This window comes from Pseudomonas phoenicis, from assembly GCF_047302395.1.
GTDB lineage: Bacteria > Pseudomonadota > Gammaproteobacteria > Pseudomonadales > Pseudomonadaceae > Aquipseudomonas.
The window spans coordinates 3,562,894-3,585,262 of sequence record NZ_CP154852.1 but is presented as its reverse complement, the minus strand read 5'-3'; the positions used below and the strand labels follow the sequence as shown (position 1 = coordinate 3,585,262).

The 22,369-nt window shown below is 66.4% G+C and carries 19 protein-coding genes; 7 read left to right on the top strand and 12 right to left on the bottom strand.

Annotation, left to right across the window (positions count from 1 at the left end):
* Window positions 1-3: 3 nt before the first annotated feature.
* Together AA0Z93_RS16130 and AA0Z93_RS16125 are read left to right on the top strand one after the other, a co-directional pair.
* Window positions 4-1,581, top strand: a complete 1,578-nt coding sequence (locus AA0Z93_RS16130) for an aldehyde dehydrogenase (NADP(+)) (protein ID WP_413047929.1) — start codon at window positions 4-6, stop codon at window positions 1,579-1,581.
* A gap of 2 nt (window positions 1,582-1,583) precedes the next feature.
* On the top strand, window positions 1,584-2,831 hold the full coding sequence (locus AA0Z93_RS16125) for an NAD(P)/FAD-dependent oxidoreductase (RefSeq protein ID WP_413047930.1): 1,248 nt from the start codon (window positions 1,584-1,586) through the stop codon (window positions 2,829-2,831).
* 201 nt (window positions 2,832-3,032) lie between these two features.
* On the opposite strand, the gene AA0Z93_RS16120 is transcribed toward AA0Z93_RS16125, so the two are convergent.
* From AA0Z93_RS16120 to AA0Z93_RS16105, 4 genes are all read right to left on the bottom strand, one after another.
* Window positions 3,033-4,163 (bottom strand): lactonase family protein, encoded by a 1,131-nt coding sequence (locus AA0Z93_RS16120; RefSeq protein ID WP_413047931.1) that lies wholly within the window; start codon window positions 4,161-4,163, stop codon window positions 3,033-3,035.
* Entirely contained in the window at window positions 4,129-4,419 is a 291-nt protein-coding gene (locus AA0Z93_RS16115) for a DUF5629 family protein (protein ID WP_413047932.1), read from the bottom strand. Before AA0Z93_RS16115 ends, AA0Z93_RS16120 begins: the two co-directional genes overlap by 35 nt.
* Window positions 4,420-4,667: 248 nt before the next feature.
* Window positions 4,668-7,055, bottom strand: coding sequence for an efflux RND transporter permease subunit (locus AA0Z93_RS16110; RefSeq protein WP_413047933.1), 2,388 nt, complete (start codon window positions 7,053-7,055; stop codon window positions 4,668-4,670).
* On the bottom strand, window positions 7,052-8,005 hold the full coding sequence (locus AA0Z93_RS16105; protein ID WP_413048419.1) for a WD40/YVTN/BNR-like repeat-containing protein: 954 nt from the start codon (window positions 8,003-8,005) through the stop codon (window positions 7,052-7,054). The genes AA0Z93_RS16110 and AA0Z93_RS16105 overlap by 4 nt, the downstream gene beginning before the upstream one ends.
* Window positions 8,006-8,350: 345 nt before the next feature.
* Here AA0Z93_RS16105 and AA0Z93_RS16100 point away from each other — a divergent pair, with 345 nt between their 5' ends.
* From AA0Z93_RS16100 to AA0Z93_RS16090, 3 genes are all read left to right on the top strand, one after another.
* Window positions 8,351-8,869, top strand: coding sequence for a sigma-70 family RNA polymerase sigma factor (locus tag AA0Z93_RS16100; RefSeq protein WP_413047934.1), 519 nt, complete (start codon window positions 8,351-8,353; stop codon window positions 8,867-8,869).
* Complete coding sequence (locus AA0Z93_RS16095; RefSeq protein ID WP_413047935.1) at window positions 8,866-9,801, top strand: FecR family protein; 936 nt, start codon at window positions 8,866-8,868, stop codon at window positions 9,799-9,801. The genes AA0Z93_RS16100 and AA0Z93_RS16095 overlap by 4 nt, the downstream gene beginning before the upstream one ends.
* Window positions 9,802-9,902: 101 nt before the next feature.
* A complete protein-coding gene (locus AA0Z93_RS16090; RefSeq protein WP_413047936.1) occupies window positions 9,903-12,326 on the top strand; it encodes a TonB-dependent siderophore receptor in 2,424 nt (807 codons plus the stop codon).
* 69 nt (window positions 12,327-12,395) lie between these two features.
* On the opposite strand, the gene AA0Z93_RS16085 is transcribed toward AA0Z93_RS16090, so the two are convergent.
* Window positions 12,396-12,830, bottom strand: coding sequence for a GFA family protein (locus AA0Z93_RS16085; protein ID WP_413047937.1), 435 nt, complete (start codon window positions 12,828-12,830; stop codon window positions 12,396-12,398).
* 149 nt (window positions 12,831-12,979) lie between these two features.
* Window positions 12,980-13,489, bottom strand: coding sequence for a cysteine hydrolase family protein (locus AA0Z93_RS16080; protein ID WP_413047938.1), 510 nt, complete (start codon window positions 13,487-13,489; stop codon window positions 12,980-12,982).
* Window positions 13,490-13,586: 97 nt separating this feature from the next.
* On the opposite strand from AA0Z93_RS16080, the gene AA0Z93_RS16075 reads away from it, so the two are divergent.
* On the top strand, window positions 13,587-14,522 hold the full coding sequence (locus AA0Z93_RS16075) for a GlxA family transcriptional regulator (protein ID WP_413047940.1): 936 nt from the start codon (window positions 13,587-13,589) through the stop codon (window positions 14,520-14,522).
* A 78-nt stretch (window positions 14,523-14,600) separates the two neighbouring features.
* Here AA0Z93_RS16075 and pepN read toward each other — a convergent pair whose 3' ends face one another.
* The 6 genes from pepN to AA0Z93_RS16045 all read right to left on the bottom strand — a co-directional run bounded on the left by pepN (window position 14,601) and on the right by AA0Z93_RS16045 (window position 21,267).
* Window positions 14,601-17,258, bottom strand: a complete 2,658-nt coding sequence (gene pepN, locus AA0Z93_RS16070; RefSeq protein ID WP_413047941.1) for an aminopeptidase N — start codon at window positions 17,256-17,258, stop codon at window positions 14,601-14,603.
* 14 nt (window positions 17,259-17,272) lie between these two features.
* Complete coding sequence (locus AA0Z93_RS16065; RefSeq protein ID WP_413047942.1) at window positions 17,273-18,103, bottom strand: DUF2797 domain-containing protein; 831 nt, start codon at window positions 18,101-18,103, stop codon at window positions 17,273-17,275.
* Complete coding sequence (locus AA0Z93_RS16060; RefSeq protein ID WP_296268707.1) at window positions 18,100-18,360, bottom strand: YeaC family protein; 261 nt, start codon at window positions 18,358-18,360, stop codon at window positions 18,100-18,102. Before AA0Z93_RS16060 ends, AA0Z93_RS16065 begins: the two co-directional genes overlap by 4 nt.
* Window positions 18,361-18,521: 161 nt before the next feature.
* Window positions 18,522-19,409, bottom strand: coding sequence for a rhomboid family intramembrane serine protease (locus AA0Z93_RS16055; RefSeq protein ID WP_413047943.1), 888 nt, complete (start codon window positions 19,407-19,409; stop codon window positions 18,522-18,524).
* The gene (locus tag AA0Z93_RS16050; protein ID WP_413047944.1) at window positions 19,406-20,377 is read right to left on the bottom strand and encodes a metallophosphoesterase; all 972 of its coding nucleotides are present in this window, start codon (window positions 20,375-20,377) and stop codon (window positions 19,406-19,408) included. The genes AA0Z93_RS16055 and AA0Z93_RS16050 overlap by 4 nt, the downstream gene beginning before the upstream one ends.
* The gene (locus AA0Z93_RS16045) at window positions 20,377-21,267 is read right to left on the bottom strand and encodes an NAD(+) kinase (protein ID WP_313741423.1); all 891 of its coding nucleotides are present in this window, start codon (window positions 21,265-21,267) and stop codon (window positions 20,377-20,379) included. The genes AA0Z93_RS16050 and AA0Z93_RS16045 overlap by 1 nt, the downstream gene beginning before the upstream one ends.
* 62 nt (window positions 21,268-21,329) lie before the next feature.
* Here AA0Z93_RS16045 and AA0Z93_RS16040 point away from each other — a divergent pair, with 62 nt between their 5' ends.
* Window positions 21,330-22,352 (top strand): DUF1853 family protein, encoded by a 1,023-nt coding sequence (locus AA0Z93_RS16040; RefSeq protein ID WP_413047945.1) that lies wholly within the window; start codon window positions 21,330-21,332, stop codon window positions 22,350-22,352.
* The last annotated feature ends 17 nt before the right edge of the window (window positions 22,353-22,369 follow it).

Below are 22,369 nucleotides of genomic sequence, written 5' to 3'. Positions count from 1 at the left end.
CCCATGACCCTCACCGGCAATCTGCTGATCGGCCAGACATCGGTCACCGGCACCCAAACCGCTCTCCAGGCCATCGACCCGGCTACCGGGCGGACGCTGCAACCACCCTACCCCGGCGCCAGCGCGGCGCAGGTGGCCCAGGCCTGCGCCGTGGCCGGGTCGGCCTTCGACGTGTTTCGCGAGACCTCGCTGGAGCGACGCGCGCATCTGCTCGAGGTTATCGCCGAGCAGATCGAAGCGCTCGGCGACACCCTGATCGACCGTGCCGTGGCCGAAAGCGGCCTACCCCACGCACGCATCCAGGGCGAGCGCGGACGCACCTGCGGGCAGTTACGCCTGTTCGCCCGTGTGGTGCGTGCCGGTGAATGGCTGGACGTGCGCATCGACCCGGCGCAACCCGAACGGCAACCGCTGCCGCGCTCCGACCTGCGCCAACGGCACATCGCCCTGGGCCCGGTGGCGGTGTTCGGCGCCAGCAACTTCCCGCTGGCCTTTTCGGTGGCCGGCGGCGACACCGCCTCGGCGCTGGCCGCCGGCTGCCCGGTGCTGGTCAAGGCGCACAGCGCCCACCCCGGCACCAGCGAGCTGGTGGGTCAGGCGGTGGCACGCGCCGTACGACACTGCGGCCTGCCAGAAGGCGTGTTCTCGCTGCTGTACGGGGTGGGCAACGAAGTAGGTATCGCATTGGTCAGCGACCCGCGGATCAAGGCGGTGGGCTTCACCGGCTCGCGCAGCGGCGGCCTTGCGCTGTGCCGTGCCGCCCAGGCGCGGCCGGAGCCGATTCCGGTGTATGCGGAAATGAGTTCGATCAACCCCGTGTTTCTGTGCCAGGCCGCGCTGCAGGCGCGTGCCGAAAGCCTGGCGCAGGGCTTCGTCGCCTCGCTCACCCAAGGCGCCGGCCAGTTCTGCACCAACCCAGGGCTGGTGATCGCCCGCCAGGGGCCGGCCTTGCAACGCTTCGTCGACGCGGCTGGCGAGCAGTTGGGCAAAGCCGCCGCGCAGACCATGCTCACCCCTGGCATCGCCAGCGCTTACCGGCACGGCGTCGACACCCTGGCCGCCCATGCCCGAGCCACCACAGCGGCCAGCGGTCAGTCGGCGCAGGAGGCGCACCAAGGTCAGGCACGGTTGTTCGTCACCGACGCACAGGCCTTCCTCGCCGACAAGGCCTTGCAAGCCGAGGTGTTCGGCGCCGCGTCGCTGGTGGTCGCCTGCGCCAGCGACGCGCAGATCAAGGAAGTGGCCGAGCATCTGGAAGGCCAACTGACGGCCACGTTCCACCTGGACGACGCCGATTTCGACGCGGCCCGCGCGCTGCTGCCCACGCTCGAGCGCAAGGCCGGTCGCCTTCTGGTCAACGGCTGGCCGACCGGCGTGGAAGTGTGCGACGCCATGGTCCACGGCGGGCCGTTCCCAGCCACCTCCGATGCCCGCACGACCTCGGTGGGCACGGCGGCGATCCTGCGCTTCCTGCGGCCGGTGTGCTACCAGGACTTTCCCGACACGCTGCTGCCGCAGGCGCTCAAGTTCGACAACCCACTGCGCCTGCGGCGCCTGCTCGACGGCAAGCGGGAAGGTTGAGCATGGCGCATTCCCCCACAACCGACACCGTCGTGGTCGGCGCCGGCATCATCGGCGTCGCCTGCGCACTGCAATTGGCCCGGCAAGGTCGCCGGGTGCTGCTGGTGGACCGACAGGCGCCCGGCCAGGGCGCATCCTGGGGCAACGCCGGGCACCTGGCCACCGAACAGGTGTTTCCCATCGCCGATCTGTCGATCCTCAAGCGCTTGCCGCGCATGCTGCTCGACCCCATGGGGCCGCTGCGCCTGGACTGGAAATACCTGCCCCAGGCCCTGCCCTGGTTCACCCGCCTGCTGCTGAACCTGCGCCCCGCGCCGTTCCAGCGCAGCGTCGCAGGCATCCGTGCCTTGAACGAAGGCAGCCTGGACGCCTGGCAACGCCTGCTGGCCTCCATCGGGCGCAGCGAGCTGTTCCATCGCGACGGCTCGTTGCTGGTGTTCGAGCGCGGGCAGTCGCGCGAAGCGCTGCTGGCGCTCAAGGCGCGCCTGCAACAGCAACGGGTGCCGGTGCAGCTGTGGTCCGCACAGGATGTGCAAGCCGCCGCGCCGCAGTTGAATCCGGCGCTGCTCGGTGGCTTGTTCTTTCCCGAGACCGGCCATTTCGTCGATCCCTACCCTGTGCTGTGCGCGTTGTTCGAAGCGGCCCAGGCCCAGGGGGTGCGCTTCGTCCAGGCGCGGGTCGATGGCGGCCGCTTGCATGGCGACGGCGTGAGCCTGACCAGCGACATGGGCCCGCTGCACGCCCGTCAGGTGCTGCTCTGCTGCGGCGCGCACTCGGCGCACCTGACCGCCGCGCTGACCGGCAAGCGCGTACCGCTGGACACCGAACGCGGCTACCACCTGATGCTGCCCCAGGAACGGCAGCGCTTGCCGTTCGCCGTCACCTCCCTGGAGCGCCGGTTCATCATGACGCCCATGGACGGCGGTCTGCGCCTGGCCGGCACGGTGGAGTTCGCCGGGTTGCACGCGCCGGCCAATATGCAGCGCGCCTGGCAACTGCATCGCTTGAGCGAAGGGCTGTTCCGCCAGGGGCTGAGCACCGAAGGCGCCACGCCGTGGATGGGCATGCGGCCGTCCCTGCCCGATTCGTTGCCGGTGATCGATCGGGTATGCGAGGGTCGGGTGTTGCTGGCGTTCGGGCATCAGCACCTGGGGTTGACCCAGGCGGCGATCACTGCGGAGTGGATGGGAGCACTGGCAGGCGGTGGCGATGCGTCCATGACGCATGCCTACCGTCTGGAGCGGTTTTGAAAAGTATGGAGCCGGGCGCAGGAAGGGTGCCGGCCAACGTCGGTCAGCTTGGCGGAAACGGAGTCATCAATTGGGGCTGCTTTGCAGCCCATCGCGGCTCATCGGAGCGCCGAATCGGCCGCTCCCACAACTGGATTGATGAAGGCTCAAGCCGCTCTTACGCCTGGATCGAGAGAGGGCTCGAGCCGGTTCACGGCGACATCACTCGAGGAACTTGAGGTCCGATGGCGCCGCCTGCGGCAAGCGTTGCACCACCTCGCCCAGCGTGCCTTCACGTGGGTCGCGTTGCAGCACCACGATCTCGTCACTGTGCTGGTTGCCCACCAACAGGGATTTGCCGTCGGGCGCCAGCGCGAACTCACGCGGGTGCTCGCCTTCGGTGGCGCGGCGTTGCAGCAGGGTCAGACGGCCGTCTTTCGGGTCCACGCGGTAGGCGACGATCTGGTTGGCGTTGCCGCGGTTGCTGACGTACAGGAAACGTCCGTCGGCCGACAGGTGCAGACCACCGGCAGCCTTGAAAGCCGGGTCTTGCTGCTCGGTGAGGGGCAGACGCTGTTGCAGTTGCAGCTCGCCGTCGGGTTTCACGTCCAGCACCGCCACTTCGCCGGCCATTTCCAGGGTCAGGTAGGCGTGTTCGCCTTTGGCGTCGAATTGCAGATGGCGCGGCCCGCTGCCGGCAGGCAGTTGCAGGCTGGCCATCAGCGCCGGGCTCAGGGGCTGCCGGTCGCTGGCACCGTCGTAGCGGTAGATGAACACCTTGTCGGCGCCCAGGTCGCTGGCGTACAGGTGCTGCCCGTCGGGTGCCAGCACCACCGAGTGCACATGGGCGTCGCTCTGGCGTTCGGCGTTCACCTTGCTGGGCACATGGCGCAGGTGCTGGGTGGCGTCGCCGAGCGTGCCCTGACGATCGACCGGCAAGGCCACCAGACTGCCGCCCGGTGCCTTGGCGCCGTAGTTGGCGACGAACAGATAGCGTTGGTCATGGCTGAGGCTGGCATGGGTCGGCTCCGCCCCTTTGCTGTCGACTCGGCCCAACGGGCTGACGGTGCCGTCGCCGGCAACGGCGAAGCTGCTCACCTGGCCATCGCGGCCTTCGTTGACCGCGTACAGCAGGCGTTGGTCGGCCGACAGCACGAGCCAGGACGGATTGGCGCTCTTGACCACTTGCAATGGCGTCGGCTCGATGCGCCCCTGGGCGGGATCGAAGTGGTAGCGGTAGATGCCGTGGCTGTCGCCATCGGTGTAGCTGCCGACCAACAGGGTCGCGGCCTGGGTCTGCAGCGTGAGGCTCAGCAGGCTAGCCGTGAGCAGGTGTTTGTGGATCGTCTTCATCGTCGTCGTCCTCGTCCGTGGCGCGTAAGGCACTCATGCATGCCAGCCGGTGTTGCCCTTGGACCCCATCGATGCGCCATTGATCGCCTTCGCGTTGTGCGGCAGCGACCTGCTGCGGGTTGAACTGCCAGCGGCGCAGTTGCCGCCCGTCCATGCACTCGGCCATCAGGCCGTCGTCGTCGAGGTGGAAGTCGAAGCAGTGCAGGTCGTCGATCAGCAGCATGTCGCAGGATTGGAGCGCGGCGAGAAGGGTCATGGGGCATCCGGAACGAAAAAAGGCGGCCAGTATACCGTGTAGGAACGCTCGGCCGGCGCTGCGCTTTACCACTACAGGCCCTGAAGCCCGATCAGGACTTGGAGAGACGTATCGCGCGCTCAACATCGTGCCGGATCGGGCGAAGCGTGGCCGGTACTTGGCTGCGCCGCGCCGTCTCAAGGCCTGGACAGGCGCATCGCGCGCATCCCGTTGCGGCCACTTGGGGGAAACGCCGGTTCCATCGTCGCTCAATGCGCCAACAACGACCCACCCTGCTTGCCCGCCAAGCGCTCGGGCTTGATCAGAAAACGCGCCAGCGCCGGCAACAGCCACAGTGCGCCGATCATGTTCCACAGCAGCATGAAGGTCAGCATCAGGCCCATGTCGGCCTGGAACTTGATGGCCGAGAAGATCCACGTGCACACGCCGATGGCCAGGCACAATCCGGTGAACAGCACGGCCTTGCCGGTCGAGCGCAGGGTCTGGTAATAGGCTTCCTGCAACGGCAGGCCCTCGCGCAGGAAGCGCTCCAGGCGGCTGTAGATGTAGATGCCGTAGTCCACGCCGATGCCCACCCCCAACGCCACCACCGGCAAGGTCGCGACCTTCACGCCGATGCCCATGAAGGCCATCAGCGCGTTGCCCAGCACCGACGTCAGCACCAGCGGCAACACGATGCACAAGGTCGCCGCGAACGAGCGGAAGGTGATCAGGCACATCACCGCCACGCACAGGTACACCAGCAGCAGGATGGTCAGCTCGGCCGAGGCGATCACCTCGTTGGTCGCCGCCTCGATGCCGGCATTGCCTGCCGCGAGGAGGAACTGCAAGCCCTCGCGGTCATGGCTGGCGGCGAAATCGCGGGCCACCGCGGTGACCTGCTCCAGGGTCTGGGCCTTGTGGTCGTTCAAGAACACCAGCAGCGGCGCCAGCGAGCAGTCGGCGTTGTACAGGCCGTCGGCGCGAGCGATGGAGTTGTTCAGCACATCGGCGTTGCGCGAGAGGCTCTCCCATTTCAGGCTGCCCTCGTTCATGCCCTTGATCACTTGCTTGGAAACGGTCACCAGCGAAATCACCGACTGCACGCCGGGGGTGTTCTGCAAGGTCCAGGTCAGCTCATCGATGGGCGCCAGCGTGGCGTGCACCGAGCACTGTTCGGCCGGCGTCTTGACCATCACCACCAGCACGTCGGAGCTGGTCGAGTAGTGCTCGATGATGAAGCGGTTGTCCTGGTTGTAGCGCGAGTCGGGGCGCAGCTCCGGCGCGCCCTGGTCGAGGTCGCCGATCTTCAGGTGCTGGCTGTACCAGAGCCCGCCGGCGAAGGCCAGCAGCGCCAGGCCGATGGACACCGGTGCCACACGCGCACTGGCGAAATGCGCCAACAGGCGCCAGAAGCGATGTTCGCGGTGCGCATCGGCCTTGCTGCGGGCGATGGCCTTGCGACTGATGCCCACATAGGAAATGGCCACCGGCAGCAGGATCAGGTTGGTGAACACGATCACCGCCACGCCCAGCGAAGCACCGATGGCCAGCTCGCGGATCACACCGATGTCGATCACCAGCAGGGTGATGAAGCCCACCGCGTCGGCGAGGATGGCGATCATGCCCGGCAGGAACAGTTGGCGGAAAGTGCGCCGGGCGGCGATCAAGGGGCTTTCGGCGTCGCTCGACTGCAGGGCGATACCGTTGATCTTCTGCACGCCATGGGAAATGCCGATGGCGAAGATCAGGAACGGCACCAGCATCGAGTACGGGTCCAGGCCGAAGCCCAGCGCATGCATCAGGCCCAGTTGCCAGACCACCGCCACCAGCGTGGTGCCGAGCACCGCCACGGTGCTGCGCAGGCAGCGGGCGAAGCCGTACAGCAGCACCAGGGTGATCGACAGCGCCACACCGAAGAACACCACCACCATCAACAGACCGTCGATCAGGTCGCCGACCTTCTTGGCGAAGCCGACGATGTGCACCTTGACGTTGGGGTTCTGCGCCTGGAATTTCTCGCGCACCTTTTCTTCGAGCTGGTGGGAGAACTGCCGGTAGTCGAGTTGCAGTTGGCGGCTCTGGTCCTGCGGGTCGGGATAGCTTTCCAGCAGCGGCACATCGACGATGCTGGAGCGGAAGTCGTTGGCCACCAGGCGCCCCACCTGCCCGGACTTGAGCACGTTGTCGCGCAGTGCGTCGAGGCTGGCCGGCGAGCCGTCGTAGGGGGTGGGGATCACTTCGCCGCCGGCGAAGCCCTGCTCGGTGACTTCGGTCCAGCGTACGCTGGGGCTCCACAGCGACTTCAGCCCGCCACGGTCGACGCCAGGCAGGTAGAACACCTCGTCATGCACCTGGCGCAGCGTTTCCATGTAGGCCGGGTCGAAGATGTCGCCGTTCACCGCCTCGACCGAGATGCGCACGGTGTTGCCCAGGTTGGCCAGGTCATGACGGTGTTCGAGCATGCGTTCGATGAAGGGGTGCTGCAGCGGGATCATCTTTTCGAAACTGGTGGACGGGCGGATCAGGGTGGCCTGCCAGAACAGTACGGCGCTGACCAGCAGGCACAGCGCGATCACTGCCGGCCGGTGGGTGAAGATCAGGCGCTCCAGCCACGAGCCCTGTTCGTCGCCGGGTTCGAGGGATACGGGGTTCATGGTTGCACCTCCTGGTCTGCGCCGTCGGCATCGGTCAAATGCACCCCACCCTGCCCGACCAGTAGCAAGCCACCGGTGCGACCCGCCACGGCGGACAGCGCCAGCCGGTCGGCACGGTTGTGCACGGTGAAATGCTGGCCGTCGTCGCGGCTGCGCAGCACGCTGCCACCGTTGCCGACCACGGCGACGCTGCCGTCGTCCAACAGCGCGCCGCCGGCCAGGCCGAAGGCCAGCGACCCGCGCGCGGTGGGCAGCTCCACGGTGTGCCAACTCTCACCGAAATCGTCGGAGCGCAGCAGATTGCCACGCAGCCCGTAGACCAGCACGGTGCCGGACGTGGCGGTGCCGAGCACGCCGAACAAAGAACCCTCGTAAGGGCTTTCCAGCCGCTGCCACTGCTGGCCGCCATCGCTGGAGCGGTACAGGCTGCCCTGCTCGCCGACGATGAACAGGCCACGGTCCTTGATCGCGGCAATGGCGTTGAGGTGGAGCTGATCGGGGTTGTCGAGGCGTTCGCTGACGTCCTGCCAGTGCTGGCCGCCGTCCTCGGTGTGCAGCAATGCACCGTAGGCGCCGACGGCGAAGCCTCGCTGGGGGTCGAGGAAGTACACGTCGAGCAGCGGCGCCTCACGGGCCAGGTCTTCGAACTGCTTGCTCCAGGTGGCGCCGCCGTCGCGGCTGGCGAGGATCTGCGCATCATGGCCGACCGCCCAGCCGTGCTGCGCGTCGACGAAATACACCGCCGTGAGCAGTTGTCGGGTAGGCACCTGGGCCTGGCGCCAGGTGGCGCCCTGGTCGTCGGACAGCAAAATATGGCCACGATCGCCGACCACCACCAGGCGGTCGCCGGCGTGGGCGGCGTCGATCAGCAGACTGTGCACGGCGCGGGCCGAAGGCACGGCCTGCTCGGAGGAAGGCTCGGCGGCGCTGGCGGCCGTGGCGAAAGCCATTGCCCACAGCAGCGTTTTCATCAGCGCAGCGGCGGCGCGCCTGCCGCGAACCCGTGCTCGTGCCGTCATGGCCTTCCCCTGTTGTTGTTATTGGGTCGGTTCGCGTGTGTTCGGCGTGGCGGCTTGCATGCCCCCGAAGCACGACGTCCTGCGATAGCGATGGGCCATCCTAGCGGGGAAGCGGAACGGAACACAACGCCGTTTCGGGTTGATTTGTTACTGCCATAAGGGGTGGTGATGAGGCGATCCCGGCAAGGAATCGAATGCACCGACCGACGCGCTTTACTTGTGAGTAATTCTCAATACCGCTAGCATCGGCGCCCTTCCCTTTTCCACGCGCTGGCCATGTCCGACGACCCGCACGCCCGAAGCCTGAGCCTGCTGTACCAGCGTCATCGCGGTCAGTTGCTGGCATTCCTTACCCGTCGCGTGCGTTGCCGGGAAACGGCGCGCGACCTGCTGCAGGATGTCTTCGTGCGGCTGCTGCACCGCGAGCGGCCGCAAGTCGACAACCCCCAGGCTTACCTTTACCGTATTGCCACCAACCTGAGCATCGACCATGCGCGGCGAGTCCAGGTGCGTGGGGTGCAGGACGAGCAGGCTCTGGACCAACTGCTGACCGACACCGGTCCCGAACGCAGCGTGGTCGCCAGCGATACCCTGGCCCACCTCGAACGTCTGATCGAAGGCCTGCCCTCACCTACACGCGAAGTCTTCTTACTGGCCCGGGTCGAGCAGTTGAGTTACAAGGACATCGCCGCACGCCTTGGAATCGACCCCCGCGCTGTGGAGCGCCACCTCAACAAAGCCCTGAAACACTGCGCCGCCGCCCTCGGCGCACGCCCCAAGACCGAACGCCAATGACCGCCTTGCCCGACCCTACAGCCCCGAACGCCAATGCCGAGCAAGCCCTCGACTGGTTCACCCGGCTGCGCGACGAATCGCTGAGTGACGTCGAGCGTGCGGCGTACGCAGCCTGGCTGCGAGTGCCTGGCAACGCCCAGGCCTACGCTGAGGTGGAGCGGCTGTGGCAGCAGTTGGAACTACCTGCACAGCGGGTGGCCAAGGCCCAGCGCCACTCCCCTCGGCATAGTCGGGCGCCGCGCTATGCCGTGGCGGCCTCCCTGCTGGTGGCGGTGACGGTGGGCTGGCTGGCATTGCCATGGTTGCAGCGCATGGGCAGCGATTACACGACCCGCGTCGGTGAGCGCCAGGACATCGCGCTGGCCGACGGCTCCCACCTACGCCTGGACAGCGACAGCGTGGTGGACGTCGATGTGCACGGCCCGACGCGTCGGGTGCGTCTACGCCAGGGCCGGCTGTTCGCCGAAGTAACGCACGACGGCCGTCCGTTCGTGGTCGAGGTCGGCGATGCGCAGGTGCGCGTATTGGGCACGCAGTTCACGGTCGGCCGGCATGCCGACGAGGATGAAGTCGTGCTGCTCAGTGGCAGCGTCGACGTCAGCGTCGCGGATCATCGACAACGTCTGTCGCCCGGCCAGCAACTGCGCGTCAGAGGCCAGCGACTGGAGGCGCCACGACCGGTCGATACCGAACGTGCGCTGGCCTGGCGCGATGGACAGTTACGCGCGCGCGATCTGCCGCTGGGCCAGGTGCTCGAAACCCTGACCCGCTACCAAGGCAAACGCCTGGTGTTGCTCGACGGTGCCGTAGCCCGACGCTCGGTCAGCGGCAGCTTCAACCTGGATCAGCCAGACGCCGCCCTCGATGCACTGCTCAGCCAACAGCATCTGCAGGCGCATTCGGTGCTGGGTCGCTGGGTGATCGTGCGCTGAGGTGTCGATTTTTTTCAGTGCCATGCGGGAAATGGTTTCGTGCTGCGTCATACACCCCAGAGACAAGAAATATTATTATTTGCAACACTTGGGGAGTGACCATGCAGCACCCGTACGATCCGGCGTTCGCGCGCCGCCCTTTGGCGAGCGCGCTGCTCGCCGCCAGCCTCGTTGCCAGCTTGGCGACGGCACCTAGCCATGCAGCGTCAGCAGGTGCCACTCAGGCCCAAGCCCAGCGCTTCGCCTTCGACATCGCGGCCCAACCGCTGGCCGATGCGCTGGATGCCTACAGCGCGCAGACACGCTATCAGGTCATCTACACCGCTGCCGAACTGCAGGGCCGCCAGGCACCGCCCCTGAAAGGCCAATACACGGCGCGCGAAGCGATCGAAGCACTGACCGCCGACAGCAACGCACAACTGCTCCAGCCCAATGCCACCAGCTTCGTCGTCAGCGTGCCGCCCAGCGACAACCCGGGTTTACAGCTCGACGCGCTGAGCATCTCCGGCAAGGCGCCGGGTTCGACCACCGAGGGCACCGGGCTGTACACCACCTATTCGTCGAGCAGCTCCACGCGCTTGAACCTCACCCCCAAAGAGACGCCGCAGTCGCTGACGGTGATGACCCGGCAGCGCCTGGACGACCAACGCCTGACCAGCCTCAACGAAGTGCTGGAACAGACGCCCGGCGTCACCGCCTCGCACACCAGCATCGGCGCCGAGAACAACACCTACTGGTCGCGTGGTTTCCAGATCAACAACTTCGAAATCGACGGCGTACCGACCTCGTCGCGCATCGACAACTCGACCCAATACACGGCAATGTACGACCGCGTCGAAGTGGTGCGCGGAGCCACGGGCCTGATCAGCGGCAGCGGCACACCCTCGGCGACCATCAACCTGATCCGCAAACGACCGACCTTCGAGCCGCAGGTGAGCGTGAACGCCGAAGCCGGCAGTTGGGACCGCTATGGGCTGGGTCTGGACGCCTCTGGCCCGTTGACCGAATCGGGCAACGTGCGCGGCCGCCTGGTGCTGGACTACAAGGACCAGTCGTACTGGGTCGACCGCATGTCGTCCGATGCCGCGTTGGTCTTCGGCATCACCGAGTTCGACCTGTCCGAAGACACCTTGCTCACGGCAGGCTTCAGTTTCGCCAACACCCATACCAATGCACCAGTGCGCGCCGGCTTTCCGGCGTATTTCAGCAACGGCGTGAAGACCGACTTCCCGCGCTCGACCAACAGCTCGCCCGATTGGGCCTACTACGATCGCAAGGTCACCAATCTGTTCACCTCGCTCGAGCACAGCTTCGCCAACGGCTGGAGCGCCAAGGCCGAGGTCAGCCACACGCAGAATTCGTTCGATCAGGTCACCAGTTACCTCAACGGCTCGATCGACCAGGCATCCGGTGCCGGCGCCTACCTCTACCCCAACCGCTGGAGCGGCACGCCACGGCAGAACACCTTCGATGCCTACCTCACTGGGCCCTTCAGCCTGTTCGGGCGCGAGCACGAACTGATCGTCGGCACGACGCTGTCGCGCTACCAGGAGCACACCCCGGACCGCGGTGGTTGGGTCGGGCCATGGACCGGCTATGACGGCACCATCGGCAATTTCTTCGAGTGGGACGGCTCCGGTCCACGCCCCGACTTCACCCCGGTGGGCAAGAACCATATCGACGAAGACCAGTACGCAGCCTTCGTCACTTCGCGCTTCAGCCTCACCGATGCCACGCATCTGATCCTTGGCGGACGGGTCACCGACTGGAAGCGCGAAAGTGAAAACACGCCCTACGGGGGCGAGGCCAGCCGCGATGTGGAAGAGCGCCACGGTCTGTTCCTGCCCTACGCCGGGTTGGTCTACGACCTGAACGACACCTGGTCGGTGTACGGCAGCTACACCAAGATCTTCAATCCACAGTCCTATGGCATGAAAAGCGTCAACGGCGGGCCGTTGGATCCGCAGGAAGGCGTCGGCTACGAACTCGGGGTCAAGGCCAGCTTCAACGACGATGCGCTCAACGCCAGCCTGGCACTGTTCCGCATCGAGCAGGACAACCTGGCCGTGTACCTGCGCGACCCGGACATCTACACCCTGGAGCAAGGCACCAACACGCAGGGCGTCGAGCTGTCGCTGGACGGCACTTTGAGCGAGGGCTGGCAGGTCATGGCCGGCTATGCCTACAGCGTGAGCAACGATGAAGAGAACCGACGCATCGTCACCAACATCCCGCGCCACAGCCTCAAGACCTTCACCACCTACCGCCTGCCCGGTGCCTGGGACAAGCTGACCGTGGGGGGTGGGGTGAACTGGCAGAGCAAGTACGGGCAGGATTTGCAGACCTTCACCCAAGGCAGCTATGCGCTGGTCAATCTGATGACGCGGTATGACGTCACGCCGAAGATGAGCGTGAAGCTCAACCTCAACAACGTGTTCGACAAGCGCTATTACGGCTACGCCGACAGCTGGGTGGTGTACGGCGAGCCACGCAACTTCATGACGCAGGTCGAGTATCGGTTCTGAGGGTTGGGCTCTTGGCTCGGCAAGTGGATAAGGCCTTCCAAGAGCCATGAGGCGATGCCAGTGCCGACTTCAGGGCACCGGCTCGTAACGCAACCAGCCGGCGACCTGGGATTGGCCGTCGGCGCGGTCCTTGGGGTGGTCGATGCCTTGGCTGACCGGCACCCGCTCGAAATCGAACGGACTCATGCCTTCCAGGCAGGCCACGTTGATGCCGTACTGGTCGGGCGAGGAACGTTGCCGGTGAAAGGTGTAAATGCCGCAGCGCGAGCAGAACCAGTGTTTGGCTTCACCGGTGTTGAACTGGTAGAGCGTGAGCAGCGCCTCGCCCTGCTCGACCTGCAAATCAGCCAGAGCAGCCGACACCGCGACTGCACCGCGCATGCGGCAGAAGGAGCAGTTGCAGCGCCGCGCGCTGTTCAAGCCGTCGCTCAGACGCACGCTGAAACGTACGGCGCCGCAGTGGCAGGCGCCGGTGTGGAGGGGTCGGGTATCGAGGTCAGTCATGGGGCACCAGAAGGCAAGCAGGTGGATTGAAGCTTGTCAGCATAGCTGGGCAAGCCAAGGCCGAACGTGCCTGAGGCGAACCACACGCCCATCGGCTTGGCATCGATTATGTGCCCGTAGCTGCCTGGCCCGCCTCGTGAATCACACCATCACGCCGAAGGCCAGACCTGTGGCGTGCTTTGCACCTTGAGCTTGGAGCGCAACGCACTGAGCGCAACCTGGTGTACGGCTTCGGTGGGCGCAGCGCAGAGATCTTCGACCACGATCACGTCGAAGGCTCGGGCCGCTTCGGACATGGCCGTGAACACCACGCAGTTCTGCGTCATCATCCCGCCGACCAGCAAGGTTTCGACGCCATCGAGGTGGCTCGCCAGATCCGTTTCCTGAAAAGCATCGGCCACGCGCTTGACGACCACCGGCGCCTCCCCGGCGGCCTCGAGTATGGAGGACTCGATGCGAGCCCCCGTACTGCCCGTGGCCAGCAAGCCGGTGCTGCCCGGCGACAGATGTCGCACCAGCACGACACGGTCGCCGGCCGCGCGGGCATGGGCTATCGCCTGGCGAACCCTCTGCGCAGTCGCTTGCGCGTCGTGCAGCGGCAGCACACCGTCTGGGAAATAGTCGTTCTGGATGTCGATCACGATCAGGGCGCGGGTCATGGGAGGGGCCTTCTGTGGGTTGGGTGGTCCTCACTCTAGGCGCATGCAGGTCTGACCACGACTGGCCGGATGGCCATCTTTCAATTAGATTCGGCCAATGCACATCGCCCTCCTCGCCTACGACCATGTCAGCCCCTTCATGCTCTCCACGCCGCTTGCGGTGTTCGAGGCCGCCGGCGCGGCTTATGACGTGACTGTCTGCGCGCTCGACCGTCAGGTAGCGGGCCAGGGCGGGTTGAGCTTCAACGTGCCGGCTTCGCTGGACGTCGCCAGCACCGCTGACATGTTGATCCTGCCGGGCTGGCGCGATGCGTGCGAGCCGGTGCCGCCGGCGATGGTCGAGGTGCTGCGCCAAGCCGCTGCACACGGCGCGGTGGTGGTGGGCCTGTGCCTCGGCACGTTCGGCCTGGCCCAGGCGGGCCTGCTCGACGGCCGTCGCGCCACCACCCACTGGGCCGAAGCCGAGCGTTTCGCAGCGCGCTTCCCGAACGTGGACGTCGACTCCGGCGCGCTGTTCATCGACGAAGGCACGGTGGTGACTTCCGCCGGTGTGGCGGCCGGGCTGGACTGCTGCCTGCACCTGGTGGCGCGCTTTTCGGGGCAGGCCGAAGCCAACCGCGTCGCGCGCCACCTGGTCGTCGCGCCGCAACGCTCGGGCGGCCATGCGCAGTTGCCCGAGCGACCCGCGCCCGCCTCGCTCGCCGAGCACCGCGTGGCGGACTTGCTCGAAGCGCTCTGGCAAGACCCGCGCGACACACCGTCGCTGGACGAGCTGGCCAAGCGTGCAGGCGTGGGCCTGCGCAGCCTGACGCGGCACATCCGGACACGCACAGGAGACAATTTGAGCGGCTGGTTGAGACGCGCACGGATCGCCCGCGCGCAGGAGCTGCTGGCGCGCGGCAGCCCGATCGAGCTGACGGCGGTGCAATGTGGATTCGCCGATGGGCAGGCGATGCGCCTGGCGTTCAAACGCGAACACGGGATGTCGCCGCGGCAATGGGCGGCCAAGCAGCGGCTGGACTATCGCCTGTAGCACCCGCAGCCGCCGCGCTTTCCAGGACGGAAAACGCGGCGGCGGCAGCATCGACGTCTGAGGTTGGCGTCGAGAGGCTTACGCCAAACTCTTGCTCACCACCTCATAGACATCGCTGGACAACGCCCCGGAATCGAGAATCCGCTGCAGCTCCCCTTTCATCAGCGCCTGGCGCGCCGCGTCGTACTTGCGCCAGCGGGTCAGCGGCGCCAGTTGCCGCGAAGCGATCTGTGGGTTGAGGGCGTTCAGCTCGATCACCAGATCGGCCAGGAAGCGGTAGCCCGAACCGTCGGCGGCGTGGAAGTTGACCAGGTTCTGCCCGGCGAAGGCGCCGATCAGCGCGCGAACCTTGTTCGGGTTCTTCAAGGTGAAGGCCGGATGCTGCATCAGCGCCTTGACCCGTGCCAGGCCGCCCGGCTGGGTGCTGGCCGCCTGCACGCTGAACCACTGGTCCATGACCAGCGGGTTGTCCTTGAAGTGCTCGGCGAAGGCCTGCAACGCCTGCTCGCGCTCGGCGCTGAACGGCGAGTTGACCAGCACGGCCAATGCAGCCAGGCGCTCGGTCATGTTGTCGCAATGCTCGAACTGCTCGAGGGTTGCGGCGAGCACGTCCGGTTTGCCGGTGAGCATCAGGTACGACAGCGCGATGTTCTGCAGGCCGCGACGGGCGAAGTGCTCGGCGGACGCCACGTAAGGCGTGCTGCGCGACACCGCGCGGTTGGCCTGGTAGCGCGCCCACAGCGCGGCATGCAACCGCTCGGCGATCTGCTGGCGGGCAAAATCGCGGGCGGCGTGGATGGCGTCGACGTCGGCCACTTCGCTGATTTCGGTGAGGTAGGCCTCACCCGGCAGCGAAAGCATTTCGGCGACCATGGCCGGGTCCAACGACTCGTCGCCCAGGACCGTACCCAGTGCCGCGATCAGTCGCCCGTCCAGATGGAAAGCTTCACCGCGCTGGTGCTGCTCGATCAGTTCCTGCAACACCTGCACCGCCAACTGCTGGCCCGCCTCCCAGCGGTTGAAGCCGTCGCTGTCGTGCTGCATAAGGAACATCAACTGGTCGCGGTCGTAGGGGAAGCTCAGCTTGACCGGTGCACTGAAGCCACGCAGCAGCGACGGCAGCGGCTTGGCGGTCAGGCCTTCGAAGACGAAGGTCTGCTCGGCCTCGGTCACCGACAGCACGCGGGTGTTGCCTTGCGCGGCCGCTTCGCCTTGCAATTGCAGTGGTAGGTCATGGCCGGCGGCATCCAGCAGGCCCATTTCCACCGGGATCACGAACGGCAGTTTCTCGCGGCCGTCCGGGGTGGCCGGGCAGCTCTGGCGGAAGGTCAGGCTGTAGCGTTGCGCCGGTTCGTCCCAGGCTTCGCTGACTGCCAGGCGCGGCGTGCCGGCTTGCACGTACCAGCGCTTGAACTGGGTCAGGTCGGCACCGGTGGCGTCTTCCATGGCCTGGATGAAGTCGTCGCAGGTCACGGCCTGGCCGTCGTGGCGTTCGAAGTACAGGTCGCTGCCTTTGCGGAAGCCCTCGGCGCCGAGCAGCGTGCGGACCATGCGCACCACTTCCGAACCCTTCTCGTAGATGGTCAGGGTGTAGAAGTTGGAAATCTCGATGAAGCTGTCGGGGCGCACCGGGTGCGCCATGGGGCCGGCGTCTTCGGCGAACTGGTGGGTGCGCAGGTAGGCGACGTCCTCGATGCGCTTGACCGTGGCCGAGTTCATGTCGGCGCTGAACTCGGCGTCGCGGAACACCGTGAAGCCTTCCTTGAGCGAGAGCTGGAACCAGTCGCGGCAAGTGACGCGGTTGCCCGACCAGTTGTGGAAGTACTCGTGGGCCACCACCGCTTCGACGCGCTGGTGCGCAGCGTCGGTGGCAGTTTCGGCGCGGGCCAGCACGCAACTGGAGTTGAAGATGTTCAGGCCCTTGTTTTCCATGGCGCCCATGTTGAAGTCGTTGACCGCGACGATCATGAAGATGTCCAGGTCGTACTCGCGGCCATACACCTCTTCGTCCCAGCGCATCGACTTCTTCAGGCTGACCATGGCGTGGTCGCACTTGTCGAGGTTTTCCGGCTCGACGTAGATGCGCAGCGCCACTTCACGGCCGGACTGGCGGGTGAAGCTGTCCTCGACGCACCACAGGTCGCCGGCCACCAGCGCGAACAGATAGGCCGGTTTCATGAACGGATCTGCCCAGGTCGCCCAGTGCCGGCCGTCTTCGGCCGGGCCACTGTCGACCGGGTTGCCGTTGGACAGCAGCACCGGATAGCGATGCTGCTCGGCGATCACCGTGGTGGTGAACACGCTCATCACGTCGGGGCGGTCGAGGTAGTAGGTGATCTTGCGGAAGCCCTCGGCCTCGCACTGGGTGCAGAACATCTTGCCCGACTTGTACAGGCCTTCGAGGGCGGTGTTGCGTTCCGGGTGGATGCGCACCGAGGTGTCGAGGGTGAAGCGCTCGGCGCTGGGGTGCAGGGTCAGGCTGTCGGCGTCGAGCTGGTAGTCGCTCGGGCTCAGAGCCCGATCGTCGAGCTGCACGCTGAGCAGTTCCAGGTGCTGGCCGTCGAGCACGAGCGCCGGCAAGCCGTCGCCGTGGGCCGGGTTGCGGCGCATGACCAGTTGCGCATGGACCAGGGTGTGGTCCTCGAACAGCTCGAAGGTCAGGTGCGTCTCGTCGATCAGGTACTCAGGCGCCTGGTAGTCCTTGAGGTAGATCGCTTGCGGTTGTTCGGTGCGCATGGGGCGGTCCTTTTTTACTGAAGCACGGCGAGTTGATAGGCCGTGTACTTGCGAATGTTGATCACGCCGGTGTCGAAGATCAGGTATTGACCCTTGATGCCCAGCAGCGTGCCCTCCACCACCGGGTTCTTGTCCAGGTTGAAGCTGACGATCTTCTGCGGGTAGGCCTGCACCGGATAGCGCATCTGCACCACTTCGGCGGCGGGCAGCGGCTGGATCGCCTGCAGGCCGAAGCGCCCCTGCAACTCGCGCAGGCCCTCGGCGCAGGCGTCGAAGATGCGTTCGCGCACGGCGATCAGGTCCAGCGTTTCGGCCTCGCCCTTGAGCAAGGCACGCCAGTTGGTGCGGTCGGGCACCTGGCTACGCAGCAGGTCTTCCACCAGCCCGGACTGCTGGCGCGTGGCCACGCGCAGGATCGGCAGCGCCTGGCTGGCGCCCTGGTCGAGCCAGCGGGTGGGCAGCTGGGTGGCGCGGGTGATGCCGACCTTGATGCCCGAGGAATTGGCCAAGTAGACGATGTGGTCGGTCATGCAGAACTGCTCGCCCCAGGACGGATCGCGGCAGGTGCCGGCGTCGTAGTGGCAGCGTTCCGGGGCCATGATGCACAGGTCGCACTGGGCCAGCTTGGTCATGCAGGGGTAGCAGTAGCCCTGGCTGAAGCTGGTCTTGGTGCGCTTGCCGCAGTGGCTGCAATGGATCGCGCCCAGGTATTCCAGGCGCAGCGACTGGCCGATCAGCGGGTTGACCGGCACCAGGGTTTCGCCCAGACGGAAACTGTATTGCGCGTCCGTCGCGTCGAGACGCACGGCCATTTTGCTCAACGAGCCACGAGCGAGTTCGATCAATGTACCGAGTCCGACTTGAACAGGATGTTGGGGATGGGCGCGGACTTGGAGGCGCATTCCTGCGGCCCCATGTAGCCGGTGCGCTGGTCTTCGGGCAGGTGCTTGGCCTCCCAGGCGATCACCGCCTGCAGCGACAGCTCTTTCTGCTCCAGGGTGAGCTTGCGCCCGTCGGACCAGCGGCCCAGCTCCACTGCGGTCTTCAGGCTCTGATAGATGTCAGGGGTGATGTTTTCGATCATTTGTTCGAACGTCGACATGGCGTCTCCTGGGTCGAGCCGATGGGCCCGGTCTGGAAAAGGGGGTTGCGCGAAGCTCGCGCAAGGCGAAGTAAAGAGGAGAACGGCTGGAATCGCACTCGACGCGTGTAGACATAAGTCTTGCACGCGCGAATTCAAGTGGGCGCAGGCGCCGACGGCCGTCAGAAAGCGCCTAGTTTACGCCGCGCCAGAGCCCCACCCAAGAGGCCCGTGCAGCAACCGATGAGCAGCCCGCCCACGTGGGCGGCGTTGGCGATCTGGCCCATGCCGAGCTGGCCGACCACGCCGGTCAGGCACACGACGAGCCAGATCAGCATCATCACCAGCACGCCTTTGGGCAATGCGAAATACGGATTGGGCGCCAGGCGCTGGAACAGCCAGACGTGCCCGAGCAGCCCGTAGAGCACACCGGACAAGCCACCGAACAGGCTCGGCCCGCCGACGAAATGCTGCGCCAGGTTCGACACCAGCGAGAACAGCAGGGTCAGCCCCAGCAGTGCCCATGGCCCCTGGCGCAGTTCGATGCGTTTGCCCAGCTCCCAGTACCACAGGCTGTTCATCGCCAGGTGCAATACGCCGAAATGCAGGAGCATCGGCGACAACAGCCGCCACCATTGGCCATCGGCCAAACCTTGGGCGAAAGAAGTGAAATACAGATAATCGCCCCGCACCTGTACTTCCAGGAAGGTGAACCAGCCGACCGTGTCCAGGTTGTCGCCAAGCCCGGTGACGCCCGCCACCAACAAGCACAGCACGATGACCAGGGCGGTGACCTTGCAGGCCTTGGCCTGGGCCAGCAACGAAGGTGCGGGACGCGGCGACGGCTGCATCGGCTCGCCCCCCGGTGGCGGCACGATCGGCAGCGCCTCGCCGCGCAGATGCCGTTCGTACAGCGCGCGCACGTCGCCGGCCAGTGCCTCGGGCGCCCAGAGCACCTGCACGTCGCCCTCCTCGCTCACGCGGTGCGGCAGTTCCAAGCGCTGCAGGTCGCGCACGAAGGCGCCGAGGTCGGTGCTCAACGGCAAGCGCAGCACATCGATGTAGGTCATGGGTGGCCCTGCGAGCGTTCGACGTCGACCCAGACGAACTTGTCGGGGTCGATGCGGGTTTCCTGGTCCAGCCGGTAGGCCACCAGCTTGCCGTACAGCACCGCGCTGTAGTCCAGGCAGGCCAGGTTGGGCCGGATCGGGCTGGGCGGCCCGCTGCGCCAGTAGTGGCCGACGAACAGCAGCGGCTCGTCCTCCGGGTAGCGCAGCAGGGCCTGCTTCTGTTTCGGGTCGAGCGGCGTACGGGCGACGTCGTCGGGCAGCGCATCGGGTTGGAAGACGATGTCGCCGTAGGTCTGTGGGTCGTCTTCCCAGAATTTGGTGCGGAAGAAGGCGCGGGTCAAGCCATCGCCACCGGTCAGGGTCAGGCCGTCGGGCAGGCGCATGTCGGTGCCGCGCAGCAGGCGGTTGCACACGCTGGAGGCGAAGCTGCCGGATACCGCCGAGGCCTGGATGAAGTGCGGGTCCACGCAGCCGTCGGGGTATTGCCTGCGCAGTTGCGCGATCAGGTCCGGGTCCCAGCAGGCGTGCACCAGGCGGAAACGCCCGGCGTCGATGAACAGTGGCAGGCGGTAGAACCACTGGGTGAAATCGTGCCAGTCGGCCGGGTGCTGGGCGAACTGGCTGAGGGTGTCTTCGATCAGCCGGGTATGGCGCGGCGTGTGTTCGCGCACGTGGGTCTTGCCGCTGCCGGGCAGCGCTGGGGTGACCCAGCCCAGGGCGTTGTATTCATGGTTGCCCATGATGCAGAACGCTTCGCCCGCTTCGACCATGTCGTGCACCAGGTGCAGGGCCTCGCGGATGCGCGGGCCGCGGTCGACGATGTCGCCAAGGAACAGCACCTGGCGCCGGGGGTGACGCCACACGCCGCCCTGGCGACGGTAGCCGAGCGCGTCGAGCAGGCGTTCGAGGGTATGGGCACAGCCATGCACGTCGCCGATGATGTCGAAACTGCGCGCCGGATCGAGCATCAGTCGTCCCTGCCGCCCAAGCGGCTGCCCCAACCGAGCTTGGTGCGGCAGACTTCGTAGTAGTTGTGGCCCAAGGGATGGATCAGGCGCAGCTTCTGCGACTTCTTGCTCACCGTGACGGTGTCGCCCGGCGCGCAGGTGAAGTGGTTCTGCCCGTCGCACGACACCTGCGGGTAGATCTGCAGGTCTTTGGATACCACGATCTTCAGCTCGCTGTTGCCGTCGACCACGATCGGCCGGCCCGACAGGGTATGCGGGTACATTGGCACGATGACGATGGCATCGAGCTTGGGGTGCATGATCGGCCCGCCGGCCGACAGGGCGTAGGCGGTGGAACCGGTGGGCGTGGAGACGATCAGGCCGTCGGCCTTCTGGCTGCACACGAATTGGCCATCGATGTAGATTTCGAACTCGATCATGCGTGTCGACTTGCCGGGGTGCAGCACCACATCGTTGAGCGCGTCGCCCTGGCCGATGGCCTCGTTGTGGTGGCGCACTTCGGCTTGCAGCAGGAAGCGGTTCTCGACCAGATAGTGGCCGTCGAGCACCTCGGCGACCTTGGTTTCCAGCTCGTCGGGGCGGATGTCGGTGAGAAAGCCGAGGTTGCCGCGGTTGATGCCCAGCACCGGCGTGTTGTGCCGGGCCAGGGCGCGTGCGGCGCCGAGCAGGCTGCCGTCGCCGCCGACCACGATGACCAGGTCGCAGACCTCGCCCAGCAGCTTGCGCGACGAGGTCTGCAAGCCATGCCCCGGCAGGACCTCGGCGATGGTGTCTTCGAGAATCACGTGCAGGTGCCGCTCGATGAGGAATTTTTTCAGTCGGCGGATCGTGTCGAGCACCTGGGCGCTGTTGAGACGACCGATGATTCCGATATTGCGAAATTGCTCCATGGGGCTCCTGCTAGGCTCTACGGCGGATTGCGAATGGCCTTTGCGGCACTAAGGGGTGAATTATGGGCGAAACCGACGGCCAGCGGCAAACCAGCGGCATGGGCAGCGTGCACCCTTTCCCTACGCTCGCCACCCTGCCCGACCAGTTCCGGCATGACAGCGTGCGCGACCTGGCCTGGGCGCTGCTCTCGCCGGCGCTGATGCGGCACTGCGCCGGGGCCCAGCGCCATCCGTTGGCGGCCAGCGCCTGGGCCGACGCGCCTGAAGCGCTGGAGGCCTGGCTGCGCGCGTTGGACCACGACCCCGCGCCATTGGACGCCTGGCTGGCGCAGCGTGGCAGCCGGCGTCTGGGCCTGTATTACGAGCGGCTCTGGCATTTCGCCCTGATCGCCGCGCCGGGCATCGAACTGCTGGCCAGCAATCTGCCGATCCGGGCGGCCGGGCGCACCCTGGGCGAACTCGACGTGCTGCTGCGCGACCGCACCGGCGTGCAGCACCTGGAGCTGGCAATCAAGCTCTACCTGGGCCCTGAGCAAGACGCCGGCGAGCAGGCCGAGCATTGGTTGGGGCCAGGCTGCCACGACCGGTTGGGCAGCAAGCTTGCCCACTTGGCCAACCACCAACTGCCGATGGCGGCGCACCCCGAGACACGCACCGCCCTGGCCGCGCTGGGGATCGACACGCCACGCTCGCATCTGTGGTTGGGGGGCTACCTGTTCTATCCCTGGTCCATGGGATGTGCGTCGCCTATGGGCGCCGCGGCCGATCATCTACGCGGGTATTGGGTTCGGCAAAGCGACTGGGCAGGTTTCGTCGCCAGCCGCCCGGTGGGGCATTGGCAGCCGCTGCCGCGCGAACGCTGGCTGGCGCCGGCGCGGGTGGAGCAGGCGCAGTTGTGGTCGGCTGCGCAACTCGAACAGTGGCTGGGCTTGCTTGAGCCGCAAGCGGCGGCGCGGCTGCTGGTCAGAGTGGCACCCGACACCGAGGGCGTTTGGACGGAGCGCGAGCGGGTCTTTCTCGTGAGCGACCAGTGGCCGGCGCCAGCCACCCTGGGCACAGCAGTTGCCACGAACGCGTCCATCTGACCTGCGGCGCCTGCCGG

What these genes read in the sequence shown, in the direction of transcription:
- AA0Z93_RS16130 (WP_413047929.1), top strand. Translation starts at nt 4, where the DNA reads ATGACCCTCACCGGCAATCTGCTGATCGGCCAGACATCGGTCACCGGC.
- AA0Z93_RS16125 (WP_413047930.1), top strand. Translation starts at nt 1,584, where the DNA reads ATGGCGCATTCCCCCACAACCGACACCGTCGTGGTCGGCGCCGGCATC.
- AA0Z93_RS16120 (WP_413047931.1), bottom strand. Translation starts at nt 4,163, where the DNA reads ATGAAGACGATCCACAAACACCTGCTCACGGCTAGCCTGCTGAGCCTC.
- AA0Z93_RS16115 (WP_413047932.1), bottom strand. Translation starts at nt 4,419, where the DNA reads ATGACCCTTCTCGCCGCGCTCCAATCCTGCGACATGCTGCTGATCGAC.
- AA0Z93_RS16110 (WP_413047933.1), bottom strand. Translation starts at nt 7,055, where the DNA reads ATGAACCCCGTATCCCTCGAACCCGGCGACGAACAGGGCTCGTGGCTG.
- AA0Z93_RS16105 (WP_413048419.1), bottom strand. Translation starts at nt 8,005, where the DNA reads ATGGCTTTCGCCACGGCCGCCAGCGCCGCCGAGCCTTCCTCCGAGCAG.
- AA0Z93_RS16100 (WP_413047934.1), top strand. Translation starts at nt 8,351, where the DNA reads ATGTCCGACGACCCGCACGCCCGAAGCCTGAGCCTGCTGTACCAGCGT.
- AA0Z93_RS16095 (WP_413047935.1), top strand. Translation starts at nt 8,866, where the DNA reads ATGACCGCCTTGCCCGACCCTACAGCCCCGAACGCCAATGCCGAGCAA.
- AA0Z93_RS16090 (WP_413047936.1), top strand. Translation starts at nt 9,903, where the DNA reads ATGCAGCACCCGTACGATCCGGCGTTCGCGCGCCGCCCTTTGGCGAGC.
- AA0Z93_RS16085 (WP_413047937.1), bottom strand. Translation starts at nt 12,830, where the DNA reads ATGACTGACCTCGATACCCGACCCCTCCACACCGGCGCCTGCCACTGC.
- AA0Z93_RS16080 (WP_413047938.1), bottom strand. Translation starts at nt 13,489, where the DNA reads ATGACCCGCGCCCTGATCGTGATCGACATCCAGAACGACTATTTCCCA.
- AA0Z93_RS16075 (WP_413047940.1), top strand. Translation starts at nt 13,587, where the DNA reads ATGCACATCGCCCTCCTCGCCTACGACCATGTCAGCCCCTTCATGCTC.
- pepN (WP_413047941.1), bottom strand. Translation starts at nt 17,258, where the DNA reads ATGCGCACCGAACAACCGCAAGCGATCTACCTCAAGGACTACCAGGCG.
- AA0Z93_RS16060 (WP_296268707.1), bottom strand. Translation starts at nt 18,360, where the DNA reads ATGTCGACGTTCGAACAAATGATCGAAAACATCACCCCTGACATCTAT.
- AA0Z93_RS16055 (WP_413047943.1), bottom strand. Translation starts at nt 19,409, where the DNA reads ATGACCTACATCGATGTGCTGCGCTTGCCGTTGAGCACCGACCTCGGC.
- AA0Z93_RS16050 (WP_413047944.1), bottom strand. Translation starts at nt 20,377, where the DNA reads ATGCTCGATCCGGCGCGCAGTTTCGACATCATCGGCGACGTGCATGGC.
- AA0Z93_RS16045 (WP_313741423.1), bottom strand. Translation starts at nt 21,267, where the DNA reads ATGGAGCAATTTCGCAATATCGGAATCATCGGTCGTCTCAACAGCGCC.
- AA0Z93_RS16040 (WP_413047945.1), top strand. Translation starts at nt 21,330, where the DNA reads ATGGGCGAAACCGACGGCCAGCGGCAAACCAGCGGCATGGGCAGCGTG.